We start from the raw sequence: 25,789 nt of genomic DNA on the forward strand, positions 1-25,789 counted from the left end.
CCGTATGGGTACAGGGCACCTAGTGCAGCCAGGACAGCGGCACCAGCACCAGTTCCGGGAACAGGATCAGCAGCAGCAGCACTGCGATCTGTGACAGCAGGAAAGGCATGACGCCTGTCACCACCTTGCCGAGCGGCACCTTGGACACGCCGCTGACCACGTTGAGCACCACGCCAACCGGCGGCGTGATGAGGCCGATACAGGTGTTCATGACGAAGAGAACACCGAAATAGACCGGATCAATGCCCGCCTGCTTGACGATCGGCATCAGCACCGGCGACAGGATCAGGATGGTGGGTGCCAGATCCAGCGCCGTGCCCACCACAAGCACCAGCATCATCATCACCAGCATCAGCAGCTTGGGCTGCTCGATCAGCGGGGCAATGTGGCGGGTGATCTCTGCCGGAATATTCGCCGCCGTGATCAGCCAGGCCGACACCAGCGCCGCCGCGACGAGGAACATGACGATCGAGGTCGTCTTCGCCGCCCGCAGGATGACGAAGTAGAGATCGGCGACCTTCAGTTCCCGGTAGACGAAAAGCCCGACCATCAGCGCATAGAAGGCGGCAATCACCGCCGCTTCCGTCGGCGTGACGACACCCATGCGGATGCCGCCGAGAATGATCACCGGCATGCCCAGCGCCCAGGCGGCGCGGCCCGTTGCCGCAAGGCGGACGGACATGGGCTGGCGCGGCAGCGTCTCGACCTTGGACTTGCGGACAAGGAAGGTCCAGGTCAGGGCCAGGGCGCAGCCCATCATGATGCCGGGCACAATGCCGCCCATGAACAGCTTGGTGATCGACACATTGGCGGCCACGCCGAAGATGATGAAGGCGAGCGACGGCGGAATGACCGGGGCGATGATGCCGCCCGCCGCCATGAGGCCGGCCGAGCGCGGCACGTCATAGCCTGCGCGGGCCATCATCGGCACCAGGATCGCGGCCAGAGCCGCCGTATCGGCCGCTGCCGACCCGGACAGGCTGGCCATGATGATCGCCGCCACGATGGCCACGAAGCCGAGGCCGCCGCGGATATGCCCGGCCCAGGCCAGCGCAAAGTCGATGATGCGGCGGGACAGGCCGCCGGAGTTCATCAGTTCACCGGCGAGAATGAAGAAGGGAATGGCCAGCAGCGTGAAGGTGTCTGCGCCGGAGATCATGTTCTGCGACACGATCTGCGTGTTGAACATGCCCATGTAGGACATGAGGATGACGCCGCAGAACATGAGCGCGAAAGCGACCGGCACACCGATGGCCATGGAACCCAGCAGGGAGCCGATGAAGACGAGAAGCGTCATGTGTCAGTGCTCCATCAGCTTGGCAGGGTCCGCGTGCTCACCGGCGAACACGGCGATTTCCTTGTCCGTGGTGCGGCCCAGCAGGATGCGGATGAAGCGTTCCAGCGAAATCAGGAACATGCCGCCACCGGTGAAGAAGCCGATGCCATAGACCCAGATCATCGGCATGCCGGTGACGGGGGCTGCCATGGAGGCATTGATGGGGAACTGCTTCCAGGTGCCCCAGAAGAAGATGGCGGAACAGGTCATGATGATGATGTTGACCAGCGCCATGCAGAAGAGGCGCCCGCGCCGGGAGAAATGCACCACCAGCGTCTCGATGCCGAGATGGGAGTTTTCCCGGAAGGTCACGACCGCACCGATGAAGGTGAGCCAGACGAAGAAATACCGCGCCAGCTCTTCCGAGACGACGAGGCCGGAATTCATGCCGTAGCGCAGGACCACATTGACGAAGACCATGACGGCCATGGAGGCCAGCAGGAAAACGAGCACCGCTTCCAGCGCGCGGTAGAAGAGACGGGTGAGGGTCGCGATCATGAGCCCCTCACACCTTGTCCGCCAGCCCGCGGCGGGCAAGGTTGCGGAACAGCTCACGCAGGCCGAAAGTCCATTCCGGGCAGGCATCCGTGCGGTCGATCCAGTTGATCAGGCGCCCCAGCTTCGGCGTGTGGATCTCCACCCGGTCGCCAATCTCGTGGGTGAAGCCCTGCCCCACCCCGCGCCGGTCCTTGACGGGCGCAAACATGGTGCCGAGGAACAGCACTGCCCCGTCCGGATACTGGTGATTGCGGTTGCGCAGCTGGCCGGCCAGTTCCTCCGGCGAGCGGCTGATGGCTTCCATCGGGCTTTCTCCCGTCATGACGAACCCGTCCTCGCCCTCCACCAGCAGCGACACCCGCACCTTGCGCAGGTCATCGATGGTGAAGCCCTCGTCGAACAGGCGGATGAAGGGGCCGATGGCGCAGGAGGCGTTGTTGTCCTTCGCCTTGCCGAGCAGCAGCGCCGAGCGGCCCTCCACATCGCGCAGGTTCACGTCATTGCCGAGGGTGGCGCCGAGGATCACGCCGTCCGAGCGAACCGCCAGAACCACTTCGGGCTCCGGATTGTTCCACTCGGAAATGGGATGAATGCCCGCCTTTGCGCCGCAGCCGACCGGCGACATGGGCTGCGCCTTGGTGAAAATTTCCGCATCGGGGCCAATGCCCACTTCCAGATACTGCGACCACAGGCCCATGTCCTGCAGCAGCGCCTTGACCTTGCGGGCTTCTTCCGACCCGGCCTTGACGCCGCGCAGACTGCCGCCCAGCACGGGGGCCAGACGCTCGCGGATCTCCAGCGCGCGGGAGCTGTCGCCCTTGGCCTGTTCCTCGATCACCCGCTCCAGCATGCTGTCGGCAAAGGTGACGCCAGCCGCCTTGACCGATTGCAAATCGATGGGCGCCAGCAACTGACCGGCGCTGCTATCGAGGAACGCATCCAGCGGCCCCAAATCCGGCAGGCCTGACGCCTGCTTCAGCCGTGCGGCGATCTCCGGCATTTCAAAAAGGGAGGAAACGGTGGCGGCAATGCCGGTCAGGTTGAACACCTGCCCATCGCGGATCAGCACCGGGCAAGGCCCGTCTTCCGCTTTCGACCAGACGCGGCCAACGAGCACGGCGTCCTGCGCATCGGCAGGCAGAATTCCAGATGCAGTAACAACTTGACCGGCCACCAGTGCCCTCCTCCCCAATTCCCCGGACAGCAGGCCAGCGCCTCCACGCGCATTGCTCCTGCCATGCCCTGCCGGATTGTCTGGATGTCAGACAATCACATTAATGAGTCTTAGCAACATGACGCCGGGCTTGTCCAGCCTGTGGCAGCGCCTGTCCGCAACAACAGCGAAGATGTGCAAACACCCTGCGGGTTCCCGCAGGTGAGGCCTTGCCCCAGGACATCAAGAGCTTGCCGAAGCGCAGTCTAAAAATGGAGGCCTTATTCAGGCGAAAGACTGCCCCGGCCTCTCTGCCACGCCTTCAACGGCAGCCTGCAGCCCATTGCTCTGCATCACAGCACGCGCCGGGCTTCGCACAGGCCAACCATTTCGTCATGCCATGGCCCCGACCATGGCATCCATTCCATGACCTTGCCGCACCTGACAAGCGGCGAATTTCCCCACACCTAAAAGCAAACAACATCTGAACCGCAAGGGCATGGATGCCATGATCAAGTCATGGCATGACGAAACATTAAGTTCACGAACGCGAAATCTACTGCCTGAACTGCGGACAGAGAGATATGCGTCAATAAATCTCGAGATTGAGGGCAATGCGGCTTGCAGCGCCCGTTAGATGCTGGCGCATGGCGGCGCGGGCCGCCAAAGCATCCCGGCTGGCGATGGCATCACGCACGGCCACATGTTCGGCGATGGTGGTCTCGACGATCTCTTCCAGCACGGCGCTGGCCCGCGCCGCATTGATCGCAAGACTGATGCGCTCGGCGATGAAGCCGATGAACATGCCGAAATAGGCATTGCCCGTGGCATCGGCGACGGCCCGGTGGAAGGCCAGATCGGCAATGATGCCCTGCTCCGTCCACTTCTCCGCCCCGGTCATCTGCGCCAGCGCCTCGTCCAGCCGGGCGAGGTCTTCGGCTGTATGATGCAGGGCGGCAAGTCCGGCCGCCTCGATCTCCAGCGGCAGGCGCAACTGGAACAGGTCGCGGAAGCTCTCCCGGTCGTCCAGATCGTTCTGGGCAATGCGGATCGGACGCGCCTGCGGCTCAGTCACGAAAGCACCGACGCCCTGCCGCGTTTCCACCAGCCCCTCATTGCGCAGCTGGGCAATGGCCTCCCGCACCACCGTGCGGCTGACGCCGAGGGTCTTGGCCAAAGCATGTTCCGTCGGCAACCGGTCACCGGACTTGATCCGGCCCTCGCTGATGTCGCGGGCAATCTGCGCCGCAATGCGTGCGGGCAGATGTTCACTGCGCCGGATCTGTTCCATGCCGATGGCCATTCCCTGTCCTGTCTTCTGGGCGATTAGCGCCTTTATCCCGAAACCCCGCTCAAATTCAATTGGCAGCCGGGATTCATGATGCCTTGCGGGTCGATTGCCGCCTTGATGGAGGTCAGAAGCTGGCGTTTGACAGGCTGCAGCCGCGCCTCAAAGTCAGGCTTCTTCAGCCGGCCAATGCCATGTTCGGCGCTGATCGAGCCGCCGAATCCGTCCAGCACGGCGTTGAGCACGGTCTTGGCCTGATAGATCCGCGCATCCGCCTCTTGCCTTGTGAGCCCTGCAGGCGGCAGCACATTGAGATGCACGTTGCCATCGCCCACATGGCCATAGGAGACGCAGGTGCAGTCGGGCAGCGCCGCATGGATGGCAGCTTCCGCCTCGCGCACGAAATCCGGCACGCGCGACAGGGGCACGGAGACATCCGTGCGCAGGTGCCGCCCGCGCTTTGCTTGCCCCTCGTTCATGCCCTCGCGGAAAAGCCAGAGAGTGCGCGCCTGTGCCTGCGAGGCGGCAACCACCCCGTCCACCACCAGCCCGTCGGCCATGACGCCTTCGAGGAAGCGGCTCATCAGATCGTCCACATCGACGAGCCTGGAGCCGGAAATCTCCATCAGCACATAGGCCGGATAATCTGCCGCCATGGGCATGGGCAGGTCCGGGATGGCCTCCTGCGCCAAGGTGAAAGCCAGCGGCGGCATGAACTCGAAAGCCGACATCAGGTCGCAGCAGTCGCGCCGCGCACGGCGGTAAAGCCGGATGGCATCCTCCAGCGCATTGAACCCCAGCAAGGCGGTGGCCACCTGATCCGGCTGCGGCAAGAGCTTGACGGCCACGGCGGTGACGACGCCCAGCGTGCCTTCCGCGCCGATGAAGAGCTGTTTCAGGTCGATGCCCCGGTTGTCCTTGCGAAGGGCGGAGAGGCCGTCGAAAATGCTGCCGTCCGGCAGCACCACCTCAAGCCCCAGCACCAGCTCCCGCGTCATGCCATAGCGCAGCACGTTGATGCCCCCGGCATTGGTGGAGACATTGCCGCCGATGCGGCAGGAGCCCTGCGCCCCCAGCGCCAGCGGGAAGAACAGGCCTGCCTCCGCCACCTTGTCCTTGAACTCCGACAGCACCGCCCCGGCTTCGACCACGGCGGAAAAATCATCGGCATCAAGACGGCGGATGGCGGTCATCCGCTCCAGGCTCAGCACCACCTGCCCTGCCGGATCATCCGGCGTTGCGCCAAGCACCAGCCCGGTGTTGCCGCCCTGCGGCACGAGGGAAAGCCCCAGCGCGGCCACGGCCTTCACCGCCTGCGCCACATCTTGCGTGGAGCGTGGCCGCAGCACGGCGACGGCGCCGGTTTCCACATCCCCGTGCCAGTCGCGGCAATATCGGGCCACATCAGTGCCCGTCAGCACCATATCCGCGCCAAGCGCATCCACAAGCCTTGCCGCCACGGCTGCGCATGCGGCTTCAGGCTGGTCTGTTCCCTGCGGGTGTTCCATCACATCCGTCATTCTTCCGGTCCCGTCTGCCGCCACGGCGCGATGCCGGTCCTCACCACCGGGCGCCTGTGCAGACAATCACTCTGGCTGTTTTCAAATCCATCATATAAGGTTATCAGACAACCTTACAAATGGTTTCCACAGACTGCCGCACACCGGTCCGGCAGCGCTGCGGATGGAGGAAAGGCAGCCTCCCAAGCGGCTGCAATTGAGAATGCGGAGGAGAGAGCGCATGCATGTTCTGATCATTGGTGCAGCTGGAATGGTGGGCCGCAAGCTGGCTGAGCGTCTGGCAAGGGATGGCCAGCTGGGCGGCAAGGCGGTGGACCGGATGACGCTGGCCGATGTGATCGAGCCCTCCGCGCCCGCAGGCTTCTCCGGTCAGGCAAAGCTGGAGACGGCTGACCTTTCCGTCCCCGGCACCTCGGAGCGGCTGATTGCGGACCGCCCGGACGTGATCTTCCATCTTGCCGCCATCGTGTCGGGCGAAGCCGAACTTGATTTCGACAAGGGCTACCGCATCAACCTTGATGGCACGCGCTATCTCTTCGACGCCATCCGCCTCGCCCACGGGGCAGACGGATATTACCCGCGCATGGTCTTCACCTCATCGGTCGCCGTCTTTGGTGCGCCCCTGCCCTATCCCATCTCCGACGACTTCCACACCACGCCGCTGACAAGCTATGGCACGCAGAAGGCGATCTGCGAACTGCTGCTGTCCGACTATTCCCGCCGCGGCTTCTTCGATGGCGTCGGCATCCGCCTGCCGACGATCTGCATCCGCCCCGGCAAGCCGAACAAGGCCGCCTCCGGCTTCTTTTCCAACATCCTGCGCGAGCCGCTCATCGGCGAAGAAGCCGTGCTGCCGGTGCCGGAGGACATCCGCCACTGGCACGCCTCGCCGCGCTCGGCCGTTGGCTTCCTGCTGCATGGCGCCACCATTGCCACCGGCCTCGTCGGCCCGCGCCGCAATCTCTCCATGCCCGGCGTCAGCGCCACGGTGGGCGAGCAGATCGAGGCCCTGCACCGCATTGCCGGCGAGAAGGCCGTGAAGCTGATCCGCCGCGAGCCGGACGAGATGATCATCCGCATGGTCTCCGGCTGGGCCCCCGGCTTCGAGGCCACCCGCGCCACGGCGCTTGGCTTTACTGCCGAAACCTCCTTCGACGAGATCATCCGCGTCCACATCGAGGACGAGCTGGGAGGCCGCATCGCATGAGCGGTGACAGCAAGCCCGCCCGCCGCCTGCGCTCGCAGGACTGGTTCGACAATCCGGACCATCTGGACCTGACGGCGCTCTATCTGGAACGTTTCATGAATTATGGAACGACGCCGGAAGAACTGCGCTCGGGCAAGCCCATCATCGGCATTGCCCAGTCCGGCAGCGATCTCAACCCCTGTAACCGCCATCACATGGATCTGGCCAAGCGCGTGCGCGACGGCATCCGCGATGCGGGCGGCATCCCCATCGAGTTTCCGACCCATCCGCTGTTTGAGAACTGCAAACGCCCGACGGCGGCGCTGGACCGGAACCTTGCCTATCTGGGGCTGGTGGAGATCCTCTACGGCTATCCGCTGGATGGGGTAGTGCTGACCACCGGCTGCGACAAGACCACGCCCTCCGCCCTGATGGCCGCGTCCACCGTGGATATTCCGGCGATTGTCCTGTCCGGCGGGCCGATGCTGGATGGCTGGCATGACGGGGAGCTGGTGGGCTCGGGCACCGTCATCTGGCGCTCGCGCCGCAAATATGGCGCGGGCGAAATCACCCGCGAGCAATTCCTGGAAGCGGCGCTGAGCAGCGCGCCTTCCATCGGCCATTGCAACACCATGGGCACGGCGCTGACCATGAATTCCATGGCCGAAGCGCTCGGCATGTCGCTGACCGGCTGCGCCGCCATTCCCGCCGCCTACCGGGAGCGCGGCCAGATGGCCTACCGCACCGGACGGCGGGCGGTGGAGCTGGTGCTGGAGGACATGCGCCCCTCGAAGATCCTGACGCGGGAGGCCTTCCTAAACGCTGTGCGGGTGAACTCCGCCCTCGGCGGCTCCACCAACGCCCAGCCGCATCTGATGGCCATGGCCAAGCACGCGGGCGTTGATCTGAGGCCCGAGGACTGGCAGCTGCACGGCTATGACATTCCGCTTCTGGCCAATGTGCAGCCGGCCGGCGCCTATCTCGGCGAGCGCTTCCACAGGGCGGGCGGCGTTCCGGCCATCATGTGGGAGCTGATGCAGGCGGGCAAGCTCGATACAGGCTGCCTGACCGTGACGGGCCGCAGCATGGGCGAAAACCTTGAAGGCTGCGAGGTCACCGACCGCGAGGTCATCCGCCCCTACGGCGCCCCGATGAAGGAGCGCGCCGGTTTCCTCGTGCTGAAGGGCAATCTCTTCGACTTCGCCATCATGAAAATGAGCGTCGTCTCGGAGGATTTCCGCAAGCGCTATCTCAGTGAGCCGGGCCGAGAAGGCATCTATGAAGGCAAGGCCGTGGTCTTCGACGGATCGGAGGATTACCACGCCCGCATCAACGATCCAGCGCTCGGCATCGACGAGCGCACCATCCTCGCCATCCGCGGCGCAGGCCCGCTGGGCTGGCCGGGGTCGGCGGAAGTGGTCAACATGCAGCCGCCCGATCACCTGCTGAAGCGCGGCATCACCAGCCTGCCGACCATCGGCGATGGCCGCCAGTCCGGCACCGCCGACAGCCCGTCGATCCTCAATGCCTCGCCCGAAAGCGCCGCTGGCGGCGGCCTTGCCTTCCTGCGCAGCGGCGACACCATCCGCATCGACTTCAACACCGGCCGCTGCGACATGCTGGTGGATGAGGCGGAGATCGAACGACGCAAGGCCGAAGGCATCCCGCCTGTGCCGCCCTCGGCCACGCCCTGGCAGAAGATCTACCGCGAAACGGTCACCCAGCTCGCCGATGGCGCCACCATCCGCGATGCCGAAACCTTCCGCGGCCTCGCCGCCACCCCACCGCGTCACAACCACTGACGCAACCCCATGCGCCCATCACAGGCCCCGGCACAAGGCCGGGGCGGCCCGGTGGGGTGGTCAAGGCGGAGTCTCATGTCTGCCCGAAGCGTACCTTGCGCAGCACTGGTGCGCCGGGTTCAGGCAAAACCCAGCACTCCGCGCCGTCCCGGCCTTGTGCCGGGACCTGTCAGGGACTCCAAAGACCATCGGCTTTCTGTGCTCAAACTGGCAAAGAGAAAGCAGGCAGCCGGTGTCCCCCTCTTCACCCCAGATCAATCATCCGGGGGCTGGTGATTACGTCGCCGAAGCCGGTGATGTGGTGGAGCCAGTAGACATAGGGCTCTGCTGACAGCGGAGGTTCGCTGGTCCAGCCGAGGCCGGGGGCATATTGGAAGGCGGGGCTGCCGGCGATGGCGGCGAAATGGCCGGCAAAACTGGTGATCAGCGGCCGGTGGACATGGCCCGTCAGCAGGCGCAGGTGGCCGGGGAAACCGGCCAGAAGCGCACGCAGCTCATCGCGCCCCGCCGTCAGCGTCATCCAGTCCCAGGCGGGTGAGGCAAGGCCGAAGGGCGGATGATGCAGCATGAAGAAGGTGACGCCGGAGGTGGTCTCTTCCCGCGCCTTTTCGTCAGCCAGACGGTCGGCCAGCCAGCCGAGACGTTCCGCACAAAGCTCCCCCTCGACCTTGCCCGGAATGATCGTGTCAAGACCAATGACACGGATACCCTTGTGCACCATGTCGAAGTTGAGGAACGGCTCCGGCGTGAAGGGAATGGTGCCCGAAAAAACTGCGCGCATGGCGTCCCGCCGGTCGTGATTGCCCGGCACCACCAGCACGGGAGCATCAAAAAGGGCCAGCATCTGCCGGGCCAGCGCATAGTCTTCCGCGCTGCCGCAGTCGGCCAGATCGCCGGAGATCAGCACCAGATCCGGCGGCGGTGTCAGGCTGGCGGCATCGGCCAGCACCTTTTCCACCGCCGCCACCGTATCGGCGCGCGGATGGGCGCTTTCCTTGTCTGCGGCAAAGAGATGGAAGTCGGAGAAATGTAGAATGTACATGCCCTGAAAGGTCTTTCAGTCAGCGGCCGATGCGCGAGAGCACATCCGCCTTCAGGAAGCGTTCGATGACCAGCATGAAGCCGACGGAGGGGATCAGGAGGATCAAGGCGGTGATGGCGGCGATCTGGTAATTGCCGCCCATGCTGGCGTTGAACATCAGGATCGGCAGGGTCGATATATCCGGTGCGCCGACGAAATAGGTGCCGGTGAATTCGTCGATGCTGTCGAGGAAGACGAAGATCGACGCGGCCATCAGCCCCGGAAAGGCCTGCGGCAGGGTGATGTCCCGGAAGGTGCGCAAGGGCCCTGCCCCGAGGTTGCGCGCCGCTTCCTCCATGCTGCGGTCCACGGCGCTGAAGGAGGCCGTGGCAATCCACACCGCATAGACAAGACCGGGCAGCGAATGCACCAGCACCACGCCGAAAAGCGTGCCGTTGAGCCCGAGGCCGTAGAAGATCGCGGCGATGTTGACGAAGATCGGCAGCGACGGGAAAGCCTGCGGCAGCAGGAAGATCAGCATGATGAAGCTGCGGGCGGGCAGCGCCAGCCGCGCCAGCGCATAACCGGCCGGAATGGACAGGGCCATCGAGAGGCCGACGGTCGCCGCCGCGATGGAGACGGAGTTCCACAGCGACTCCCACGCCCCCGCACGCGGCCGGAAAACCCGGCCCCAGAACTCGAAGCCCCAGCGGGTCGGCCACTGGTTGGGATAGAACCACTGTTCGGCAAAGGCCCAGATGGCGAGGTTGGTCAACGGGCCGAAGACGATGAAGGCGACAAGCCCCATGGCAAGGGCAAGGCCGAGGGTGGCGCCCGCCTTGCGGGCAAAGCTTGAGAGAGAGGTCATTGGCCTGCCTTTGCCTTGAGCGTCATGCGCAGGTAAGCCCAGGCTGCCACTGCCGTCAGCAGATAGGAGAAGAGGCCGAGCGCATTGGCGACGGCATAGTCGCCGTAATAGGTGACCCGGTGGGCCATCATCGCGGTCATCATGGTGGGATTGCCGGAGATCAGCATGGCGGGCACGGACAGCACCGACATGATGGTGACAAGCGACAGCACCAGCGCCACCAGCAGCTGCGGGCGCACCTGAGGCAGCACGATATCGAACAGGCAGCGCAGCCGCCCTGCCCCGAGATTACGCGCTGCCTCGATGGTGGAGCGGTCGAGCGAGGCCATCGCCCCGGCCAGCAGCAGCGTGACGAAGGGGATCTGCTTCCAGGCAAAGGTCAGCACAAGGCCGCGCCAGTCGAGCAGGCTCTGCGCCGCCGCCGCATCCAGCACCCCGGCATCCACCAGCAGCGTGTTCAGCATGCCGTTGCGGGCCAGGAACGAGCGCGCCGTCTGCCCGGCGACGATGAAGGGAATGAACAGCGGCCAGCGGTAGAGCCAGCGCAGCAGCGGCACAGCCCAGCGGCTTTCGCCCAGCGTCAGATACCCGGCGATGGCGATGGAGGCGGCGGCAATCAGCGCCAGCGAGGCAAGCGCGACGAGGATGGAGAAGATGATATCGCCGCTGTAGAACTCCAGCGCCTTGGCGATATTGGCCGTCGAAAAGCTGCCATCGCCATCCTGAAAGGCGGTGATGAGCGAGCGCAGCAGCGGCGCGGCATAAAGCAGGCCGATGGCCGTCAGCGCAGGGGCAACAAGCAGCAGCCCGGCGCCCATGCCAGCCCAGCGGCTGAACAGCCCACTCACGGCGGTCTGTCCGGTCCGCAGCGTGTCAGCGGCAGAATGTGCAGTCATGAGGCATTTCCTCTGAGCCGGTTTGTCCGCACGGCGGCCTCCGGCCTGTTCCCTGAAAGGCAGATGCCCGGCCCGGCGGAGAGCCGGGCCAGACGGGATTAGGAAGAGTGGCTACGGGAGGGGCGCAGGTCAGACTGTCAGCAAGCTTCCAGTCTCTCCTTCGTCATCCCGGCCAAGCGCAGCGCGAGCCGGGATGACGCCGGATGGGAAAAACCTTGGTCTGAACCGCCGGTGCCCCCCCCCCGCAAGCCCCCTTACTTGGCGACGTTCTTCTCGTAGGCTTCCAGAATGGCCGCGAAGTACTTGGCCTGCGGCATGGACCAGCCGCGCTCGGCCAGCGTTTCCGGCGTCACGTCGGCAAACAGGCGGTTCCATTCGGTGTCCGTCAGCTCGCTCTTGACGTTCTGCGGATCGATGCCGGGGAACCAGTTGAAGCGGCGCACGATGCCGTCAGCCTGCACAGCCGGGCTGGTGGCGAAGGCGATGAACTCCTTGGCGAGTTCCGGCTGCGCAGCCTTGGCCGGCACCGTGTAGTACATCGGCTGGCCCGGCATGCCCGGCGACAGGATCATCAGCTTCAGGTTCGGGTTCAGGCGGCCATCGGCAACCCAGGTGTAGAACATGTCCATCCACACCGGGCCCATGGCGATTTCGCCGCGGTTCATGGCATCCAGCGTGCCGGCGTTGCCCGGCGTCATGACAACGCTCTGGTTGAAGTCGCGCAGCGAGGTGAGCGCGGGCTCCCACTTGGCAGCGGCATCGTCAGCCCACGGCCCGTTGCGGATTTCGTCAGCCGCTCCGGAGAAGGCATACATCCAGCCGAAGACGAAGCCGACGCCGGCCATGCCGCCGGTGATGCCGTTGTAGCCGAACTTGCCCGGGTTTTCCTTCACCCACTTGGCCAGTTCCTCATAGGACTGCGGCGGGTTGGCGATCACGTCCGGATTGTAGGCAATGGCGATCTGGCTGTGGAACATCGGCATGACATAGCCGGAGACATTCACGCCGAGGGAGTTTTCAGCCGTTTCGCGGGTGACGAGCCTGGCCGTGGCGAGACCGTCGCGGTAGCTCGACAGCAGCTTTTCCTCGACCATCTTGCCGGCCATGCGCTGATGCACGACGGCGACGTCCACATCCCACACGTCCTTGCCCTTCTGGGCGTCGATCTTTTCATAGATCGCCTGGCTGCCGCCATCGCCCGGGCCGGTGCCGACCGCGCGCACGGTCACGCCCGGATGGGTCTCCTCGAACTTCGGTCCGAGGTAGTCGTTGATGTAATCCACCATGTTGGTGTCACCGGCGGTGATCACCGTCAGGGTCTGGGCCGACACGCTGGTCGCCAGGGCCGTCGTAAGGGTCGTGGCTGCCAGCATGCTGGCAAGGGCAATCCTGAGTTTCATGACTGTCTTCCCTGAGGTTCGTGAGTGGGAAAATTAGTGCCGTGTCTCCAGCACAGCCCCGTGGAGCGTGCCCTGAAGCAGGCGGTTTTCGGCATCGAAGCTCATCAGCATCGATGCCGGAACGGTGAGGGACGCATCAGCGCCCGCAGCGATGGGCACGGGCGAGCAGCCCGACAGGCTCTCCCCGGCAGAATCAATCGTGATCTGGTAGGTGCCGCCCGCATAGGCGCAGGCACTGACCTGCCCCTTGCGCAACAGCGCCGGACCTTCGGGCAGAACCTCTGCCGAAGTGAACGCGCGTGCAACTTCGGTGCGGAACCCGGCAATCTTCGCAGACGCCGCAACCGGATCGCCATGGCGGAAGGCGGTGACGTTGCCGACACCCAGAAACTCAGCCGCCTCAAGATCGGCAGGGGCGCTGTACAGCTCCTCGGGGCTCGCCACCTGCACGATCTGCCCCTTGCGCATGAGGACGATACGGTCGGCCATGGCCAGCGCCTCGTCCTGGTCGTGGGTGACCATGATGGTGGTGATGCCGACCTTCTGCTGCAGGCGGCGCAGCTCGCCGCGCAGGCTGCGGCGGATGGAGGCATCAAGGTTCGACAGCGGCTCATCCAGAAGCAGCAGCGGCGGGTCGATGATCAGCGCCCGGCCCAGAGCCACACGCTGGCGCTGGCCGCCGGACAGGCTGGTGACGGCGCGGCCGCCATAGCCTTCAAGGCCCAGCAGCGCCAGAACCTCCTCCGCCCGCCGCTCCCGTTCGGCCTTGGGCAGGCCGCGCAGCTTCAGCGGATAGGTCAGGTTTCCGGCGACCGACATATGCGGCCACAGGGCGTAGGACTGGAACACCATGGCCGTCTGGCGCGCCTCGGGCGCAAGACCGGCGATGGAGCGTCCGCCCACGGTGATATCCCCTGCGCTCAGCGGGGCGAACCCCGCGATGGAGCGCAGCAATGTTGTCTTGCCGCAGCCTGAAGGGCCAAGCAGGCAGGTAAAGGTGCCCGCTGGCACCTCCAGCGAGATGCCGTCGAGAATGAGAGACTGCCCAAGGCGAATGGACACCTCCTCCAGTGACAGCGCTTCAGTTCCCATGGGGACCTCCTCCGATTGAAAGCGCGTTCAATCTATGTTCAGTGCATGACGGTTTTATGTCAACTCCATTTGCAAAGCGCCGTTTTTTGTGCGATGCAAAGTATGAACGCGTTTGCAAGTTGAGCCGGAGAAGGAATGCGCGTCACCGCCGATGATGTTGCCGAAGCCGCAGGCGTCTCCCGCGCCATGGTGTCCCGCGCCTTTACCGAAGGGGCGCCGATTGCCGCCCGCAAGCGCGCCCATGTGCTCGCGGTGGCAGAATCCCTCGGCTACCGCCCCAACCGCATTGCCCGCGGCCTCACCGGCAGCCATACCGGCCTCATCGCCCTTGTGGTCGGCGCCGTCTCCCGCCCCTATGAGGCCTGGCTCCTGGAAACCATGAGCCGGGAAATCCGCGCGGCCCGCAACTGGCCGCTGCTGCTGCAGGTACAGCCGGGCGATGAACTGGACAATGCGCTGGAAGACGCCCTCGCCTATCAGGTGGACGGGGCGATTGTTGCTGCCGGATCCGTCAGCCCGGCGCTGGCCGAACGCTGCCGCAATTCCGGCGCGCCGATTGTCATGGTCGGCCGCATCATGCCGGGCGGGGATACGGATGCCGTGTGCTGCGACAACCGGCTCGGGCTGGAACTGCTGGTGGATCATCTGGCATCAAGCGGCCGCAAAAAGCTCGCGTGGATCGGCGGCACACCGGAAACCTTCTCCAACATCGAGCGGCACGACGGGCTGATGCAGGCACTGGCCCGGCGCGGCATGAAGCTCTTGGCCGCACGTCAGGGCGACTATTCCGTCGACAGCGGCCTTGCGCAGGCCCTCACCCTGCTGACGGCGCCGGAAAAGCCCGATGCCATCCTCTGCGGCAACGACGCCATGGCCCTTGGCGCCATCGCCGCCGCCCGCCGCCTTGGCCTCAGCGTGCCCGGTGACGTGGCTATTGCCGGTTTTGATGATATCCCGGCCGCCGCGTGGGAGCCCTATCAGCTGACCACCGTGCGCAATCCGGTGCTGGAAACCACCCGCGAGGCGCTCCGCCTCCTGCGCCAGCGCATTGATGGCCACGGCGAAACCGGCAGCGCCGAAATCGTCCGCCTCGCCCCGGAACTGGTCATCCGCCAGAGCGCCTGAGGCGGAACGGGCCTCTTCGTTGCTCTGGCAAGGCCCGTCTTCCCCCCTCCCCGCACAACAAAAATTCCTGTCCGTGATCCGCCCGCTTGGGCGCAGCGTAAGATCTCGCAATACAAGGCATTTCCCCGCTGCCCCCACCTTTGGGACACCCCGTCCCGCATGACAAGGATACAGAATGCGGATTGCAGTCATCGGTTCCGGTATCTCGGGCAACAGCGCTGCCTGGGCCCTCAGCGGCCATCACGACATCACCGTTTACGAAAAGCGCCTGCGCCCCGGCGGGCACAGTGCCACCGTCGATATCGATTACGATGGCGCCGCCATTTCGGTGGACACGGGCTTCATCGTCTACAACGAGCTGAACTACCCGAACCTGACCGCACTCTTTGCCCATCTGGGCGTTGCCACCGAAGCCAGCGACATGAGCTTTGCCCTGTCGGTAGATGCCGGCCGGCGCGAATGGTCAGGCACCAACCTGCGCACCATCTTCGCCCAGCGGCGCAACATGGTCTCGCCGCGCTTCCTGTGGATGCTGCGCGAGATCTTGCGCTTCAACCGTCAGTGCGCCGCAGATCTCGCCTCGGGCTATCTGACGGGCATGAGCCTTGGCGATTACATGCGCGCCCGCAAGTTCTCCGCCGCCTTCATCGAGGACTATCTGGTGCCGATGGGTGCGGCGATCTGGTCCACCCCGGCCTCCGAAATGCTGGCCTTCCCGGCCGCCTCCTTCGTCTCCTTCTTCGAGAATCACCGGCTGATCAACTTCGACCGGCCGCAGTGGCGCACGGTGTCCGGCGGCAGCCGCAACTATGTGCAGCGCCTGCTGGAGCCGCTGCGCGGCCATGTGCGCCTTGGCTCGCCCGTCACCAATGTGCGCCGGGCAGACGGCAAAGTGCATGTGCGCGATGCCTCGGGCCACGAAGACATTTTCGATCACGTCATCCTCGCAAGCCACACGAACCAGACGCTGGCCATGCTGGATGATGCGAGCGACGACGAGCGCCGCATTCTCTCGGCCATCCGCTACCGGCCCAACACGGTCTATCTGCACCGGGACGAAAGCCTGATGCCCAAGCGCAAGAGCGTCTGGGCCTCCTGGAACTATCTCGCCCGCACCGGCTCGGCGGAAGGAACGGATGTGGCCGTGTCCTACTGGATGAACCGGCTGCAGAACATCGACACCAGCCGCCCGCTGTTCGTCACGCTCAACCCGCCGCATGAGCCGCGCGAGGATCTGACCTTCGCCCGCTTCACCTATGACCATCCGCAGTTCGATGCGGGCGCCCTGGCCGCGCAGCAGCAACTCTCACGGATACAGGGCGTGGCCAACACGTGGTATTGTGGAGCCTGGCAAGGGCATGGCTTCCATGAGGACGGTCTTGTTTCCGGCCTCAAGGTTGCCACTGCCCTTGGCGCGGAACTTCCCTGGCGCTCTGCGGCGGTTGGCTCGTCCGGCCTCGCGGAAGCTGCCGAGTAAGGCAGGACGCAACATGGCGGCGCACAGAAAGACAGACGGGCACGGCCAGACCCGCGTGAGCGGGAATGGCCCGGCCCCGGCGGAGGCAGCAAGCCTCTATGCCGGGCAGGTCATGCATGCGCGCATGAAGCCCGTGCCACACCGCTTCAGCTATTCCGTCTTCAGCCTGCTGATCGATCTGGACAGGCTGAAGGACGCCGGCCGGCAGAGCTGGTTCTTTTCCCATCGCCGCTTCAATCTTCTGTCCTTCCACGAGAAGGACCACGGCCCCCGTGACGGCTCGGATCTGCGTGAACATGTGGACCGGCTGCTGGCGGAGAAGGGTGTGGCCCGCCCCGCACGTGTCCTGTTGCTGTGTTATCCGCGCATGCTGGGCTACGTGTTCAACCCGCTCAGCGTCTATTACGCCTATGACGGCGAAGGCACGCTGACCGGCATCGTCTATGAGGTGCGCAACACCTTCGGCGACCTGCACACCTATGTGGCGCCCGTGACAGCGGATCAGGTGAGCGAGGCGGGCATCCGGCAGACGCAGGACAAGCAGTTCTACGTCTCCCCCTTCCTCGACATGGTGCAGACCTATCACTTCCGCATGATGCCGCCGGGAGAGACCGTGCGCGTGCGGATTCTCGAGACGGACCCGGACGGCCCTTCGCTGGCCGCGACCTTCCACGGCCATCACAACAGTTTGACCGGCCGCGTCATCCTGCGCGAATGCCTGAGGATGCCGTTCATGACCCTCAAGGTCATGGGCGGCATTCATTGGGAGGCCTTGAAGCTTTGGCTCAAGGGGATACGTTTTCATTCAAAGACATCTGCCACCGCAGCTGCGGCAGGCAGCGGCGCGCAACAGGCCAAAAAGGCAAACGCGCCCGCAGATACTGAAGTTTACGGGAAAGCCTGATGGAGACCGACATGTCTTTAGCCTCCTCTCTGCCCTCCCCGGCCAATGCCGGATCGCAGCAGGTCATTCATCTGACACAGGCGAACGCCCGCGAGGTGCTGTCGGGCCTGCCGCGCTTTGTCCGCATGGGCATGCGTATCGTGCTTGCCCTGCGCTACGGCGTGCTGACAATCACGACACCGGACGGTCAGGCCTTCCGCATCGAGGGCAAGGAACCGGGGCCGGTGGCGGATCTCTTCGTGCATGACTGGCGCTTCGTGCGCATGGCCGCCGAAGGCGGCGATGTGGGCGTGGGCGAAGCCTTCATGGCCGGATACTGGTCCAGCTCGGACGTCACCACCTTCCTAGAACTCTTCTGCGTCAACCGGGACGCGACGGTGGAGAAGCTGCAGGGCAGCCCGCTGTTCCGCCTGGCCGTCACGCTGCGCCACTGGTTCAACCGCAACACCCGCAAGGGCTCGCAGCGGAACATCTCGGCGCATTACGACCTTGGCAACGCTTTCTACCGGGAATGGCTCGACCCTTCGATGACCTATTCCTCGGCCCTGTTCGACGAGAGCACCGCCTCGCTGGAAGAGGCACAGCGCAAGAAATATCTGGCGCTGGCGGAGGCCACCAGCATCAAGCCGGGCCACAAGGTGCTGGAAATCGGCTGCGGCTGGGGCGGCTTTGCCGAGTTTGCGGCCGGCGAGATCGGCGCCAATGTGCGCGCCCTGACCATTTCCCGCGAGCAGTATGACTATGCCCGCGAGCGCATCTTCAAGGCCGGTCTCAATGACAGGGTGGAAGTCGTCTTTCAGGATTACCGCGATGAAACCGGCGTTTACGACCGGATCGCCTCCATCGAAATGTTCGAGGCGGTCGGCAAGGAGTACTGGCCGGTCTATTTCAACAAGGTGTCGTCCTGCCTGAAGCCCGGCGGGCTTGCGGGCCTGCAGATCATCACGATCCAGGACACCATGTTCAAGGACTATGCCCGCCGCCCCGATTTCATCCAGCGCTACATCTTCCCCGGCGGCATGCTGCCGCCTCCCGGCAAGCTGCAGGAAATCGGCGGACGGCAGGGCCTGAAACTGTCGGCGGAGCGCATCTTCGGTCAGGACTATGCCCGCACCCTCGCCGAGTGGCGCGAGCGCTTCCGCGAGGCATGGCCGCGCATTTCCCCGCTCGGTTTCGACGAGCGCTTCAAGCGGCTCTGGGAGTTCTATTTCCATTACTGCGAGGCCGGCTTCCGCTCCGGCAACATCGACGTGCGCCAGATCGTCTACGCCAAAGCGGGCTAAGGCAGCCGCCTTCCGGGCAGAAGAGGTTTTCTGTCCGGATATATCCCCTCTGGCTGTATCGCGCTTGCCGCAGCCAGCCTTCACGGCTAACAGTCGGGAACACGTTTCACGTCAACGGGAGCCTGACCCATGACCGCCCTTCTGCCGCGTTTCGCCCGCCTTGCCGCCCTTGCCCTGTCGGTGCTGCCCTTCACCGGCGGCCTTGTCCAGGCCGCTGAACTGCCGGATCTGGGCGGCCGGGAAATCGCGGTGCTGACGGAAAATGCCTATCCGCCACTGCAGTTCATGGACAGCAGCGGCAAGGCCGTGGGGTGGGAATATGACGCGGTTGCGGAGATCGCAAAGCGGCTCAACGCCAGGGTCACCTATCAGAACTCCAGCTGGGACGCGATGATCCCTGCCATCGCCGCCGGGGAATATGATTTTGCCATGAACGGCATCACCATCCGCGACGACCGCAAGGACAAGGTGGATTTCTCCGATCCCTACATGCGCTCGGAAATGGTGATGCTGGTGCGTGCCGATGAAGCCCGGTTCTCCGATGCCAAGGGCTTTGCCGCCGATGCCGGGCTGCTGATGGCCGCCCAGCCGGGCACCACGCCCTTCTATGTCGGTGTCTACGAAGTGCTCGACGGCGACGAGGCCAACCCGCGCATCAAGAAATTCGAGACCTTTGGCGCCGGCGTTGCCGCGCTCCGGGCTGGTGACGTGGATCTGGTTCTGACCGACAGCACGGCGGCGGAGGGCTATGTCTCCACCTCCAATGGCACGCTGAAGATCGTGGGTGAGAAACTGGGCACGGAAGACTTCGGCTTCATCTTCCCGAAGGGCTCGGATCTCGTTGCCCCGGTCAATGCCGCCATCGCATCAATGAAGGCAGATGGCACCATTGACGCGCTCGATAAGAAGTGGCTGCTCGACTACAAGATGGGCCAGTGAACCTGATGCCCGCCGGAGAGCCGTGAAGAATGGGACCCGCCCGCCCGAAGCCGCGCGCCAGACATATCCCCGGCGGCCGTTCGCCCTCTTCGCCCGAGTTTCCATGGTGGCTCGCCGCCATGGGGCTGCTGATCGTCTATGCCTTCGTGCAGGCGCTGGCCGATGCCCAGCAGGCGCAGGTGCTGTCCACCCTGTCGCGCGGCATCGGCATCACGCTGATGGTCACGGCCACAGCCTTCACCGGTGCCTCGCTGCTGGGGCTGCTGCTGGCGCTCGGCACCCTGTCGCGCTTCACCGTGATCCGCCAGTTCGTCCGCTTCTATGTGGAACTGATCCGCGGCATTCCGATCATCGTGCTGCTGCTCTACATCGCCTTTGCCGGTGTGCCATTGCTGGTGGAAGGCTGGAACTGGCTCGCCGGCTACCTCGGCCTTGGCGAGGTCAGGACGCGCGATGTCTCCCTGCTCTGGCGTGCCGTTGCTGCGCTGATCCTTGCCTATTCCGCCTTTCTGGCGGAGGTGTTCCGGGCCGGTATCGTCTCGATAGCCCCCGGTCAGGTGGAAGCGGCCAAGGCGCTTGGCCTTACCGGCTGGCAGCGTTTCCGGCTGGTCATCGCGCCGCAGGCCCTGCGCGTGGTGCTGCCGCCTTTCGGCAATGATTTCATCGCCATGCTGAAGGACAGTTCCCTCGTCTCGGTTCTGGGCGTCACCGACATCACCCAGCTCGGCAAGGTCGCAGCGGCGGGCAACTTCCGCTATTTCGAGACCTACAATCTCGTCGCGCTGATCTATCTGTCGATGACCGTCACCCTCTCCGTCGCCCTGCGCCAGCTCGAACACCGCCTGCGCTGGCGGGACAAGCCGGGCAGCGGCGAGGCGCAGGGCGGGCAGATTTAGGTTATCGTGCCCATAATCCCCCCACCTCTCCATCGTCATCCCGGCCAAGCGTAGCGCGAGCCGGGACCGGTGAGCCTGGGTGCAAGTTGGTTTAATGAAACACGGCCGAAAGACTTCGGCTCACCGGCCCCGGATCTCCGCTTCGCTTTCGTCCGGGGTGACGATGGAGAGATACGGACCGGGGCTAAACATCCCCTCACCGCCCCTTGCGGCTCCAGCCGGTGGCTTTGGCGACAAGCGGGAAATAGAGGGTGTAGGGCAGAAGCCGCAAGAATTTAAGCTGCCGCACGAAGGCTTTGGGGAAGGAAATCTCGAAACCCTTGCGCGCCCGCAGCCCCGCCACGAAAGCCTTGGCCGCCTCTTCCACCGGCATCAGATGCGGCATGGGAAAAGGGTTTTCCTTGGTCGCCGGCGTATCGACAAAGCCGGGCGAAACCACCTGAATGCGGATGCCCACACGGTCGAGATCGAACTTCAGGCTCTCGGCCAGATTGATCAGTCCGGCCTTGGTCGCCCCATAGGCGGCCGAGGTGGGCAGGCCGCTGTAGCCCGCGACAGAGGCGACAATGGCGATCTGGCCGCGCCCCTGCCCCTTCATGGCGGCAATCGTGGGCAGCACCACATGCACGGTGCCCTTCAGATTGACATCGAAGGTCTGCGCGTAAGCCTCTGCAGAACCATCAAGACCATCGACCGGAATGTAAACACCGGCATTGGCGATGACGAGGGCAAGCGGCGCAAGCTCCGCCTCGATGCTGGCGGCAATAGCGGCCATGGCGGCCGCATCCGTGACGTCTCCGGGATAGGCGTGGATCGATCCGGCAAGGCCTGCAGCCTCCCCGGCAAGGCTCTCGAGCGCTTCAGCCGAACGGGCCGTCACCGCAACCTTGAAGCCCGCCCGCGCCAGCTCCAGCGCCACCGCCCGGCCAATGCCGGAACTGGCGCCCGTGATCCATGCCGAACCGTCGGAAGGGGTTGCCGTATAATCTGTCACCTGAAACTCCTGTGTCTGGAGTTTCTACGGACAAGGGCGGGCTGTGGATCTGGTGGGATGGTGCATCTGGCTTCGGACAGGAACCTGAGGCAGGGCTTGAGAGAATCTCAGCGCTCTGGAAGCGGGCAAACCCCGGCTCGCGCTACGCCTGGCCGGGGTGACTCAGTGCTTGCTGGCACCACGTTACCGGGCAACTAAAGTTCTGACGAGGTAGAGGCAAAAGCACAGGCGTTCCAAACACTCAGGCGTCGCCCCGGGCCGAACAAAGTGAGGACCCGGGGACCACTCATTTCCAGATCGGTGAGACTTGTTTCCGGTGGTGCATCTGACTTCGGACAGGAGCCTGAAGCAGGGCTTGAGATAATCTCAGCTCTCTGGAAGCGAGTAGGCCCCGGCTCGCGCTGCGCTTGGCCGGGGTGACGGCCTGAGAAAGCGTTAAGGCGTGCCAGCCTCACAGGTCCCCGCTCAAGGCGGGGACAGCGCGGAAGGGCTATGACGCTCTGACTTTCAGCAGCACCGCAGTGAAACGGGCATACTTACCCTGCCCCACCCTCACATCCGCATGAACGGAGCAATGAGGCGGCCGAGGGGGCCGGTGAGGCGAAGGTGGCCTTCGGTGACGGCAAAGCAGATGCAGTCTTCATCGTCATCGGCAACGGGCTTGTGATCGACGTGATCATCGGCAAAGGCGAGATCGCCGCGCACATAATGGCCGTCAGCATCCGAGAAGCCGCCCTGCAGCACCAGCGTCAGTTCCTGGCCGTCATGGGTGTGCGACGGCACGGCGCGGCCGGCCTTGATCCACAGGAGGCTGGCGGTGCAGCCATCCATTTCGCCGAACTTGAATTCCTTCACGCCCGGCATCAGGCTGCGCCACTTCAGGCCATCCAGCGTGTTGCGGCCCAGCAGGCCGCGCAGGCTGGACGGAAGACGCGGATCGAAGGACTCGCAGGGCTGGATGGCCCGCTCCGGCATGGCCGGAAGGCCGAGAATGGCCTCAAGACGGGCATCCCGGCTGGTCAGCTCCACCGGTGCGGTGGTGTCCAGCTCCGCTCCGGCCAGCGCCTCCAGCGAGCGGACATAGCCGCGGTGGCGGGGCGACAATTCCAGATGAGACGATACGAGGACGCGCGCGGGTTCTGCCAGCCTTCCGGCGACATATCCTGCCAGCAGTTCGTCCAGTCCAGTGGTAGTTTCCATTAAAGTGCCTGGTGCCATCTTTTGAGTGAGCAGCTTTTCCTGCTCTACGGCGGTCTTTGGTGCCCGGATCACGTCTTTCTGCGTGTTAGTAAGGAAACCTAGATAAACTGCCCCTTCCCGGCAAGATGCCACCGGGGCCAAGGCGGGGGTTTTCCGTTTCCATTTAAGCGAAGATGCAGAAAAACCTTCCACGCATGACAGGTCAGATTGCAGCCACGTCACTTGATCCGGCGCCTTTGGACCATTAGCTTGCGCACAAGCCGTTTCAACCAGAAAACAGTAACACCGGATCACCATGACCCTTTATTCCTCCGCCGTCGAAGCCATCGGCAACACCCCGCTCATCCGCCTCAACCGGCTTTCTGACGAGACGGGCTGCGAGATCCTGGGCAAGGCGGAGTTCATGAACCCCGGCCAGTCGGTCAAGGACCGTGCCGGCAAGCAGATGATCCTGGAGGCCGAAGCGCGCGGCGACCTGAAACCCGGCGGCCTGATCGTCGAGGGCACGGCCGGCAACACCGGCATCGGCCTTGCGCTTGTCGCCCGCGCCCGCGGCTACCGGACCGTCATCGTCATGCCGGACAGCCAGAGCCAGGAAAAGAAGGACATGCTGCGCCTAGCAGGCGCCGAACTCGTTGAAGTGCCGGTGAAGCCCTTCTCCGACCCCAACAATTACCAGCACGTCGCCCGCCGTCTCGCCGAAGACCTGGCGAAAAGCGAGCCCAACGGCGTGCTCTTTGCCGACCAGTGGAACAACCTCGACAACCGCAAGGCCCATTTCGTCAGCACCGGCCCGGAAATCTGGCGCGACACGGACGGCAAGGTGGACGGTTTCATTTGCGCCGTCGGCACCGGCGGCACACTGGCGGGCACCTCCACCTATCTGCGCCAGCAGAAGAGCGGCATCGTCATCGGCTGCGCGGACCCGCGCGGGGCAGCGATGTATTCCCTCTTCACCACCGGCAAGGCGGAATCCTCCCCCGGCGGCTCCGTGTCGGAGGGCATCGGCCTTGGCCGCGTCACGCCGATCATCGAGGACATCAAGGTGGACAAGGCCTATCTGGTGACCGATGAGGAAGCCATGCCGCTGCTGTTTGATCTGGCGGAGAATGAAGGCCTCCTGCTCGGCGGCTCCAGCGCCATCAACATCGCCGGTGCGGCCCGTCTTGCGCGGGATCTCGGCCGCGGCCACACGGTCGTGACCATCCTGTGCGACCACGGCTCGCGCTATCAGTCCAAGCTCTACAATCCGGACTTCCTGCGCTCCAAGTCCCTGCCGGTTCCGGCGTGGCTGGAGAGCCGGTCCGGGCTGAAGGCGCCTTTCCTGTGAGATAAGGACCACGCCCATGGGGGGCGCTGCCACGTCCATCGGCAGGGACGTCCTCACGGATGTCAGTCTCGCCGATACGATCCTGAACAATCTCGGCATCATCGCCGCGGTTACGGCAGCGCTTTACACCCTTGCAGCCATCTGCGCCGTGCGGGAAGTGATGAACAGCCGCACGGCGCAAGGCACCATCGCCTGGCTCTTGTCGCTGTTCTTCCTGCCCATCCCCACGATCCTGCTTTATCTCGTCTTCGGCTGGAAGCAGTTCGACGACTATGCCGATGTGCAGCGCAAGATGGGCCGGGACGAGCGCAGCCGCCGCGCCCGGCAGATCGGCATCGCCGACAAGGCCGCGACCACGGACTGGCAGGTGCTGTCACGCGTCGCCAACCTGCCCTTCATTTCCGGCAACCGCTGCGAATTGCTGATCGATGGCGATGCCACGTTCTCCTCGATCCTGCAGGGAATTTCCGAGGCCAGAACCGTGGTTCTGGTGCAATTCTTCATCGTGCGCAGCGATGTGCTGGGCCGCACGCTGGCCGACCTCCTGATCGAGAAGGCCCGGCAAGGTGTCCGGGTCTATTTCCTTTATGACGAGATCGGCTCCAAGGGCCTGCCCAAGGCCTATATCCGGCGGCTGCGCCGGCACGGCATTCACGTCTCGGGCTTCAACGAAACGCATCACTATCTGCGGATCCTGGGGCCGATGCGGATCAACTACCGCAACCACCGCAAGGTCGTCGTCGTGGACAACCGGCATGCCTGGGTCGGCGGGCACAATGTGGGCGATGAATATCTGGGCAAGGACCCGGATTTCGGCCACTGGCGCGACACCCATGTGAAGATCAGCGGCCCGGCAGCACTCGGCTGCACCCTCTCCTTTGCCGAGGACTGGCACTGGGCCTGCGGCGAGCCGCTGGATTTCTTCTCGCCCGGCCCCTACGAATCCCCCGGCGACGAGGCCGTCCTTGTGATGCCGACGGGCCCGGCCGACCCGCTGGAAGACTGTTCCATCGCCTTCACCGAGGCCATCTCCCGTGCCCGCCACCGGCTGTGGATCGTCAGCCCCTATTTCGTGCCTGGGCCGGACGTGCAGACGGCGCTTTATGCAGCGGCCATGCGGGGCGTCGATGTGCGGGTGCTGCTGCCGCAGAAGGCCGACCACCGGCTGGTCTGGCTGGCCAGCCACGCCTATGCGGATGACATGGTGAACCACGGCATCAAGGTCTACCGCTATCTCGAAGGCTTCCTGCATCAGAAGGTCGTGCTGGTGGATGACGAGCTGGCGTCTGTCGGCACGGTGAATTTCGACAACCGCTCCTTCCGGATCAACTTCGAAATCACGCTCTGGTTCACCAGCCCCGGCTTCATCGCCCAGATTGCGGCCATGCTGGAGGAGGATTTTGGCCGCGCGAGGCAGACCGGACCGGATGACCTCGACAAGCGCTCCTATGCCTTCCGGGTTCTTGCCCAGAGTGCCCGGCTGTTTTCACCGATCCTCTAGAGCAACCCCGTCATCACAGGTCCTCTCAAGGCTTGCAGCAGCGGCAAAGCATGCTACCGTGCGGCCCCGCCTTGTCCGAT

At 64.4% G+C, this 25,789-nt stretch carries 22 protein-coding genes; 10 read left to right on the forward strand and 12 right to left on the reverse strand.

What is annotated here, in order from left to right:
- Positions 1 to 19: 19 nt before the first annotated feature.
- From AC0CMF_RS05200 to AC0CMF_RS05220, 5 genes are all read right to left on the reverse strand, one after another.
- A complete protein-coding gene (locus AC0CMF_RS05200) occupies positions 20 to 1,297 on the reverse strand; it encodes a TRAP transporter large permease (protein ID WP_058900060.1) in 1,278 nt (425 codons plus the stop codon).
- Positions 1,298 to 1,300: 3 nt separating this feature from the next.
- Positions 1,301 to 1,834, reverse strand: a complete 534-nt coding sequence (locus tag AC0CMF_RS05205) for a TRAP transporter small permease (protein WP_050471754.1) — start codon at positions 1,832 to 1,834, stop codon at positions 1,301 to 1,303.
- A 7-nt stretch (positions 1,835 to 1,841) separates the two neighbouring features.
- Positions 1,842 to 3,008, reverse strand: coding sequence for a fumarylacetoacetate hydrolase family protein (locus tag AC0CMF_RS05210; RefSeq protein ID WP_472481124.1), 1,167 nt, complete (start codon positions 3,006 to 3,008; stop codon positions 1,842 to 1,844).
- 568 nt (positions 3,009 to 3,576) lie between these two features.
- On the reverse strand, positions 3,577 to 4,290 hold the full coding sequence (locus tag AC0CMF_RS05215) for a FadR/GntR family transcriptional regulator (protein WP_058900061.1): 714 nt from the start codon (positions 4,288 to 4,290) through the stop codon (positions 3,577 to 3,579).
- A gap of 32 nt (positions 4,291 to 4,322) precedes the next feature.
- Positions 4,323 to 5,795 (reverse strand): FAD-binding oxidoreductase, encoded by a 1,473-nt coding sequence (locus AC0CMF_RS05220; protein ID WP_058900062.1) that lies wholly within the window; start codon positions 5,793 to 5,795, stop codon positions 4,323 to 4,325.
- A gap of 220 nt (positions 5,796 to 6,015) precedes the next feature.
- Between AC0CMF_RS05220 and denD the strand changes: the two genes are divergently transcribed.
- Both denD and AC0CMF_RS05230 read left to right on the forward strand, forming a co-directional pair.
- On the forward strand, positions 6,016 to 7,002 hold the full coding sequence (gene denD, locus AC0CMF_RS05225) for a D-erythronate dehydrogenase (RefSeq protein ID WP_058900063.1): 987 nt from the start codon (positions 6,016 to 6,018) through the stop codon (positions 7,000 to 7,002).
- The gene (locus AC0CMF_RS05230) at positions 6,999 to 8,783 is read left to right on the forward strand and encodes an IlvD/Edd family dehydratase (protein ID WP_058900064.1); all 1,785 of its coding nucleotides are present in this window, start codon (positions 6,999 to 7,001) and stop codon (positions 8,781 to 8,783) included. Before denD ends, AC0CMF_RS05230 begins: the two co-directional genes overlap by 4 nt.
- A 244-nt stretch (positions 8,784 to 9,027) precedes the next feature.
- Here the strand turns inward: AC0CMF_RS05230 and AC0CMF_RS05235 are convergent, their stop codons facing one another.
- The 5 genes from AC0CMF_RS05235 to AC0CMF_RS05255 all read right to left on the reverse strand — a co-directional run bounded on the left by AC0CMF_RS05235 (position 9,028) and on the right by AC0CMF_RS05255 (position 14,060).
- Positions 9,028 to 9,825 carry a metallophosphoesterase gene (locus tag AC0CMF_RS05235; protein ID WP_058900065.1) on the reverse strand — a complete coding sequence of 266 codons (798 nt, stop codon included), beginning with the start codon at positions 9,823 to 9,825 and terminating at the stop codon, positions 9,028 to 9,030.
- Positions 9,826 to 9,844: 19 nt separating this feature from the next.
- Positions 9,845 to 10,672, reverse strand: a complete 828-nt coding sequence (locus AC0CMF_RS05240) for an ABC transporter permease (protein ID WP_058900066.1) — start codon at positions 10,670 to 10,672, stop codon at positions 9,845 to 9,847.
- On the reverse strand, positions 10,669 to 11,490 hold the full coding sequence (locus tag AC0CMF_RS05245) for an ABC transporter permease (protein WP_058900857.1): 822 nt from the start codon (positions 11,488 to 11,490) through the stop codon (positions 10,669 to 10,671). Before AC0CMF_RS05245 ends, AC0CMF_RS05240 begins: the two co-directional genes overlap by 4 nt.
- A 332-nt stretch (positions 11,491 to 11,822) precedes the next feature.
- The gene (locus AC0CMF_RS05250; RefSeq protein WP_058900067.1) at positions 11,823 to 12,968 is read right to left on the reverse strand and encodes an ABC transporter substrate-binding protein; all 1,146 of its coding nucleotides are present in this window, start codon (positions 12,966 to 12,968) and stop codon (positions 11,823 to 11,825) included.
- A gap of 33 nt (positions 12,969 to 13,001) precedes the next feature.
- On the reverse strand, positions 13,002 to 14,060 hold the full coding sequence (locus tag AC0CMF_RS05255) for an ABC transporter ATP-binding protein (protein WP_050471762.1): 1,059 nt from the start codon (positions 14,058 to 14,060) through the stop codon (positions 13,002 to 13,004).
- Positions 14,061 to 14,195: 135 nt separating this feature from the next.
- Here AC0CMF_RS05255 and AC0CMF_RS05260 point away from each other — a divergent pair, with 135 nt between their 5' ends.
- From AC0CMF_RS05260 to AC0CMF_RS05285, 6 genes are all read left to right on the forward strand, one after another.
- A complete protein-coding gene (locus tag AC0CMF_RS05260; protein ID WP_058900068.1) occupies positions 14,196 to 15,185 on the forward strand; it encodes a LacI family DNA-binding transcriptional regulator in 990 nt (329 codons plus the stop codon).
- 175 nt (positions 15,186 to 15,360) lie between these two features.
- Entirely contained in the window at positions 15,361 to 16,662 is a 1,302-nt protein-coding gene (locus tag AC0CMF_RS05265) for an NAD(P)/FAD-dependent oxidoreductase (protein ID WP_374628431.1), read from the forward strand.
- A 13-nt stretch (positions 16,663 to 16,675) separates the two neighbouring features.
- Positions 16,676 to 17,566, forward strand: coding sequence for a DUF1365 domain-containing protein (locus AC0CMF_RS05270; protein WP_058900070.1), 891 nt, complete (start codon positions 16,676 to 16,678; stop codon positions 17,564 to 17,566).
- An 11-nt stretch (positions 17,567 to 17,577) separates the two neighbouring features.
- Positions 17,578 to 18,849 carry a class I SAM-dependent methyltransferase gene (locus tag AC0CMF_RS05275; RefSeq protein WP_472481129.1) on the forward strand — a complete coding sequence of 424 codons (1,272 nt, stop codon included), beginning with the start codon at positions 17,578 to 17,580 and terminating at the stop codon, positions 18,847 to 18,849.
- 129 nt (positions 18,850 to 18,978) lie between these two features.
- Positions 18,979 to 19,788, forward strand: a complete 810-nt coding sequence (locus tag AC0CMF_RS05280) for a transporter substrate-binding domain-containing protein (RefSeq protein WP_050471766.1) — start codon at positions 18,979 to 18,981, stop codon at positions 19,786 to 19,788.
- A gap of 29 nt (positions 19,789 to 19,817) precedes the next feature.
- Positions 19,818 to 20,684 carry an amino acid ABC transporter permease gene (locus AC0CMF_RS05285; RefSeq protein WP_472481131.1) on the forward strand — a complete coding sequence of 289 codons (867 nt, stop codon included), beginning with the start codon at positions 19,818 to 19,820 and terminating at the stop codon, positions 20,682 to 20,684.
- 196 nt (positions 20,685 to 20,880) lie between these two features.
- Here the strand turns inward: AC0CMF_RS05285 and AC0CMF_RS05290 are convergent, their stop codons facing one another.
- Positions 20,881 to 21,678 carry an SDR family NAD(P)-dependent oxidoreductase gene (locus tag AC0CMF_RS05290; RefSeq protein WP_472481133.1) on the reverse strand — a complete coding sequence of 266 codons (798 nt, stop codon included), beginning with the start codon at positions 21,676 to 21,678 and terminating at the stop codon, positions 20,881 to 20,883.
- Between the two features lie 552 nt (positions 21,679 to 22,230).
- A complete protein-coding gene (locus AC0CMF_RS05295) occupies positions 22,231 to 22,878 on the reverse strand; it encodes a ChrR family anti-sigma-E factor (RefSeq protein WP_472481135.1) in 648 nt (215 codons plus the stop codon).
- Between the two features lie 295 nt (positions 22,879 to 23,173).
- Here AC0CMF_RS05295 and AC0CMF_RS05300 point away from each other — a divergent pair, with 295 nt between their 5' ends.
- Both AC0CMF_RS05300 and cls read left to right on the forward strand, forming a co-directional pair.
- Positions 23,174 to 24,208 (forward strand): cysteine synthase A, encoded by a 1,035-nt coding sequence (locus AC0CMF_RS05300; protein WP_058900072.1) that lies wholly within the window; start codon positions 23,174 to 23,176, stop codon positions 24,206 to 24,208.
- 16 nt (positions 24,209 to 24,224) lie between these two features.
- Entirely contained in the window at positions 24,225 to 25,709 is a 1,485-nt protein-coding gene (cls, locus tag AC0CMF_RS05305) for a cardiolipin synthase (RefSeq protein WP_050471769.1), read from the forward strand.
- The last annotated feature ends 80 nt before the right edge of the window (positions 25,710 to 25,789 follow it).

This window comes from Pannonibacter sp. CBAS1226, assembly GCF_055685825.1.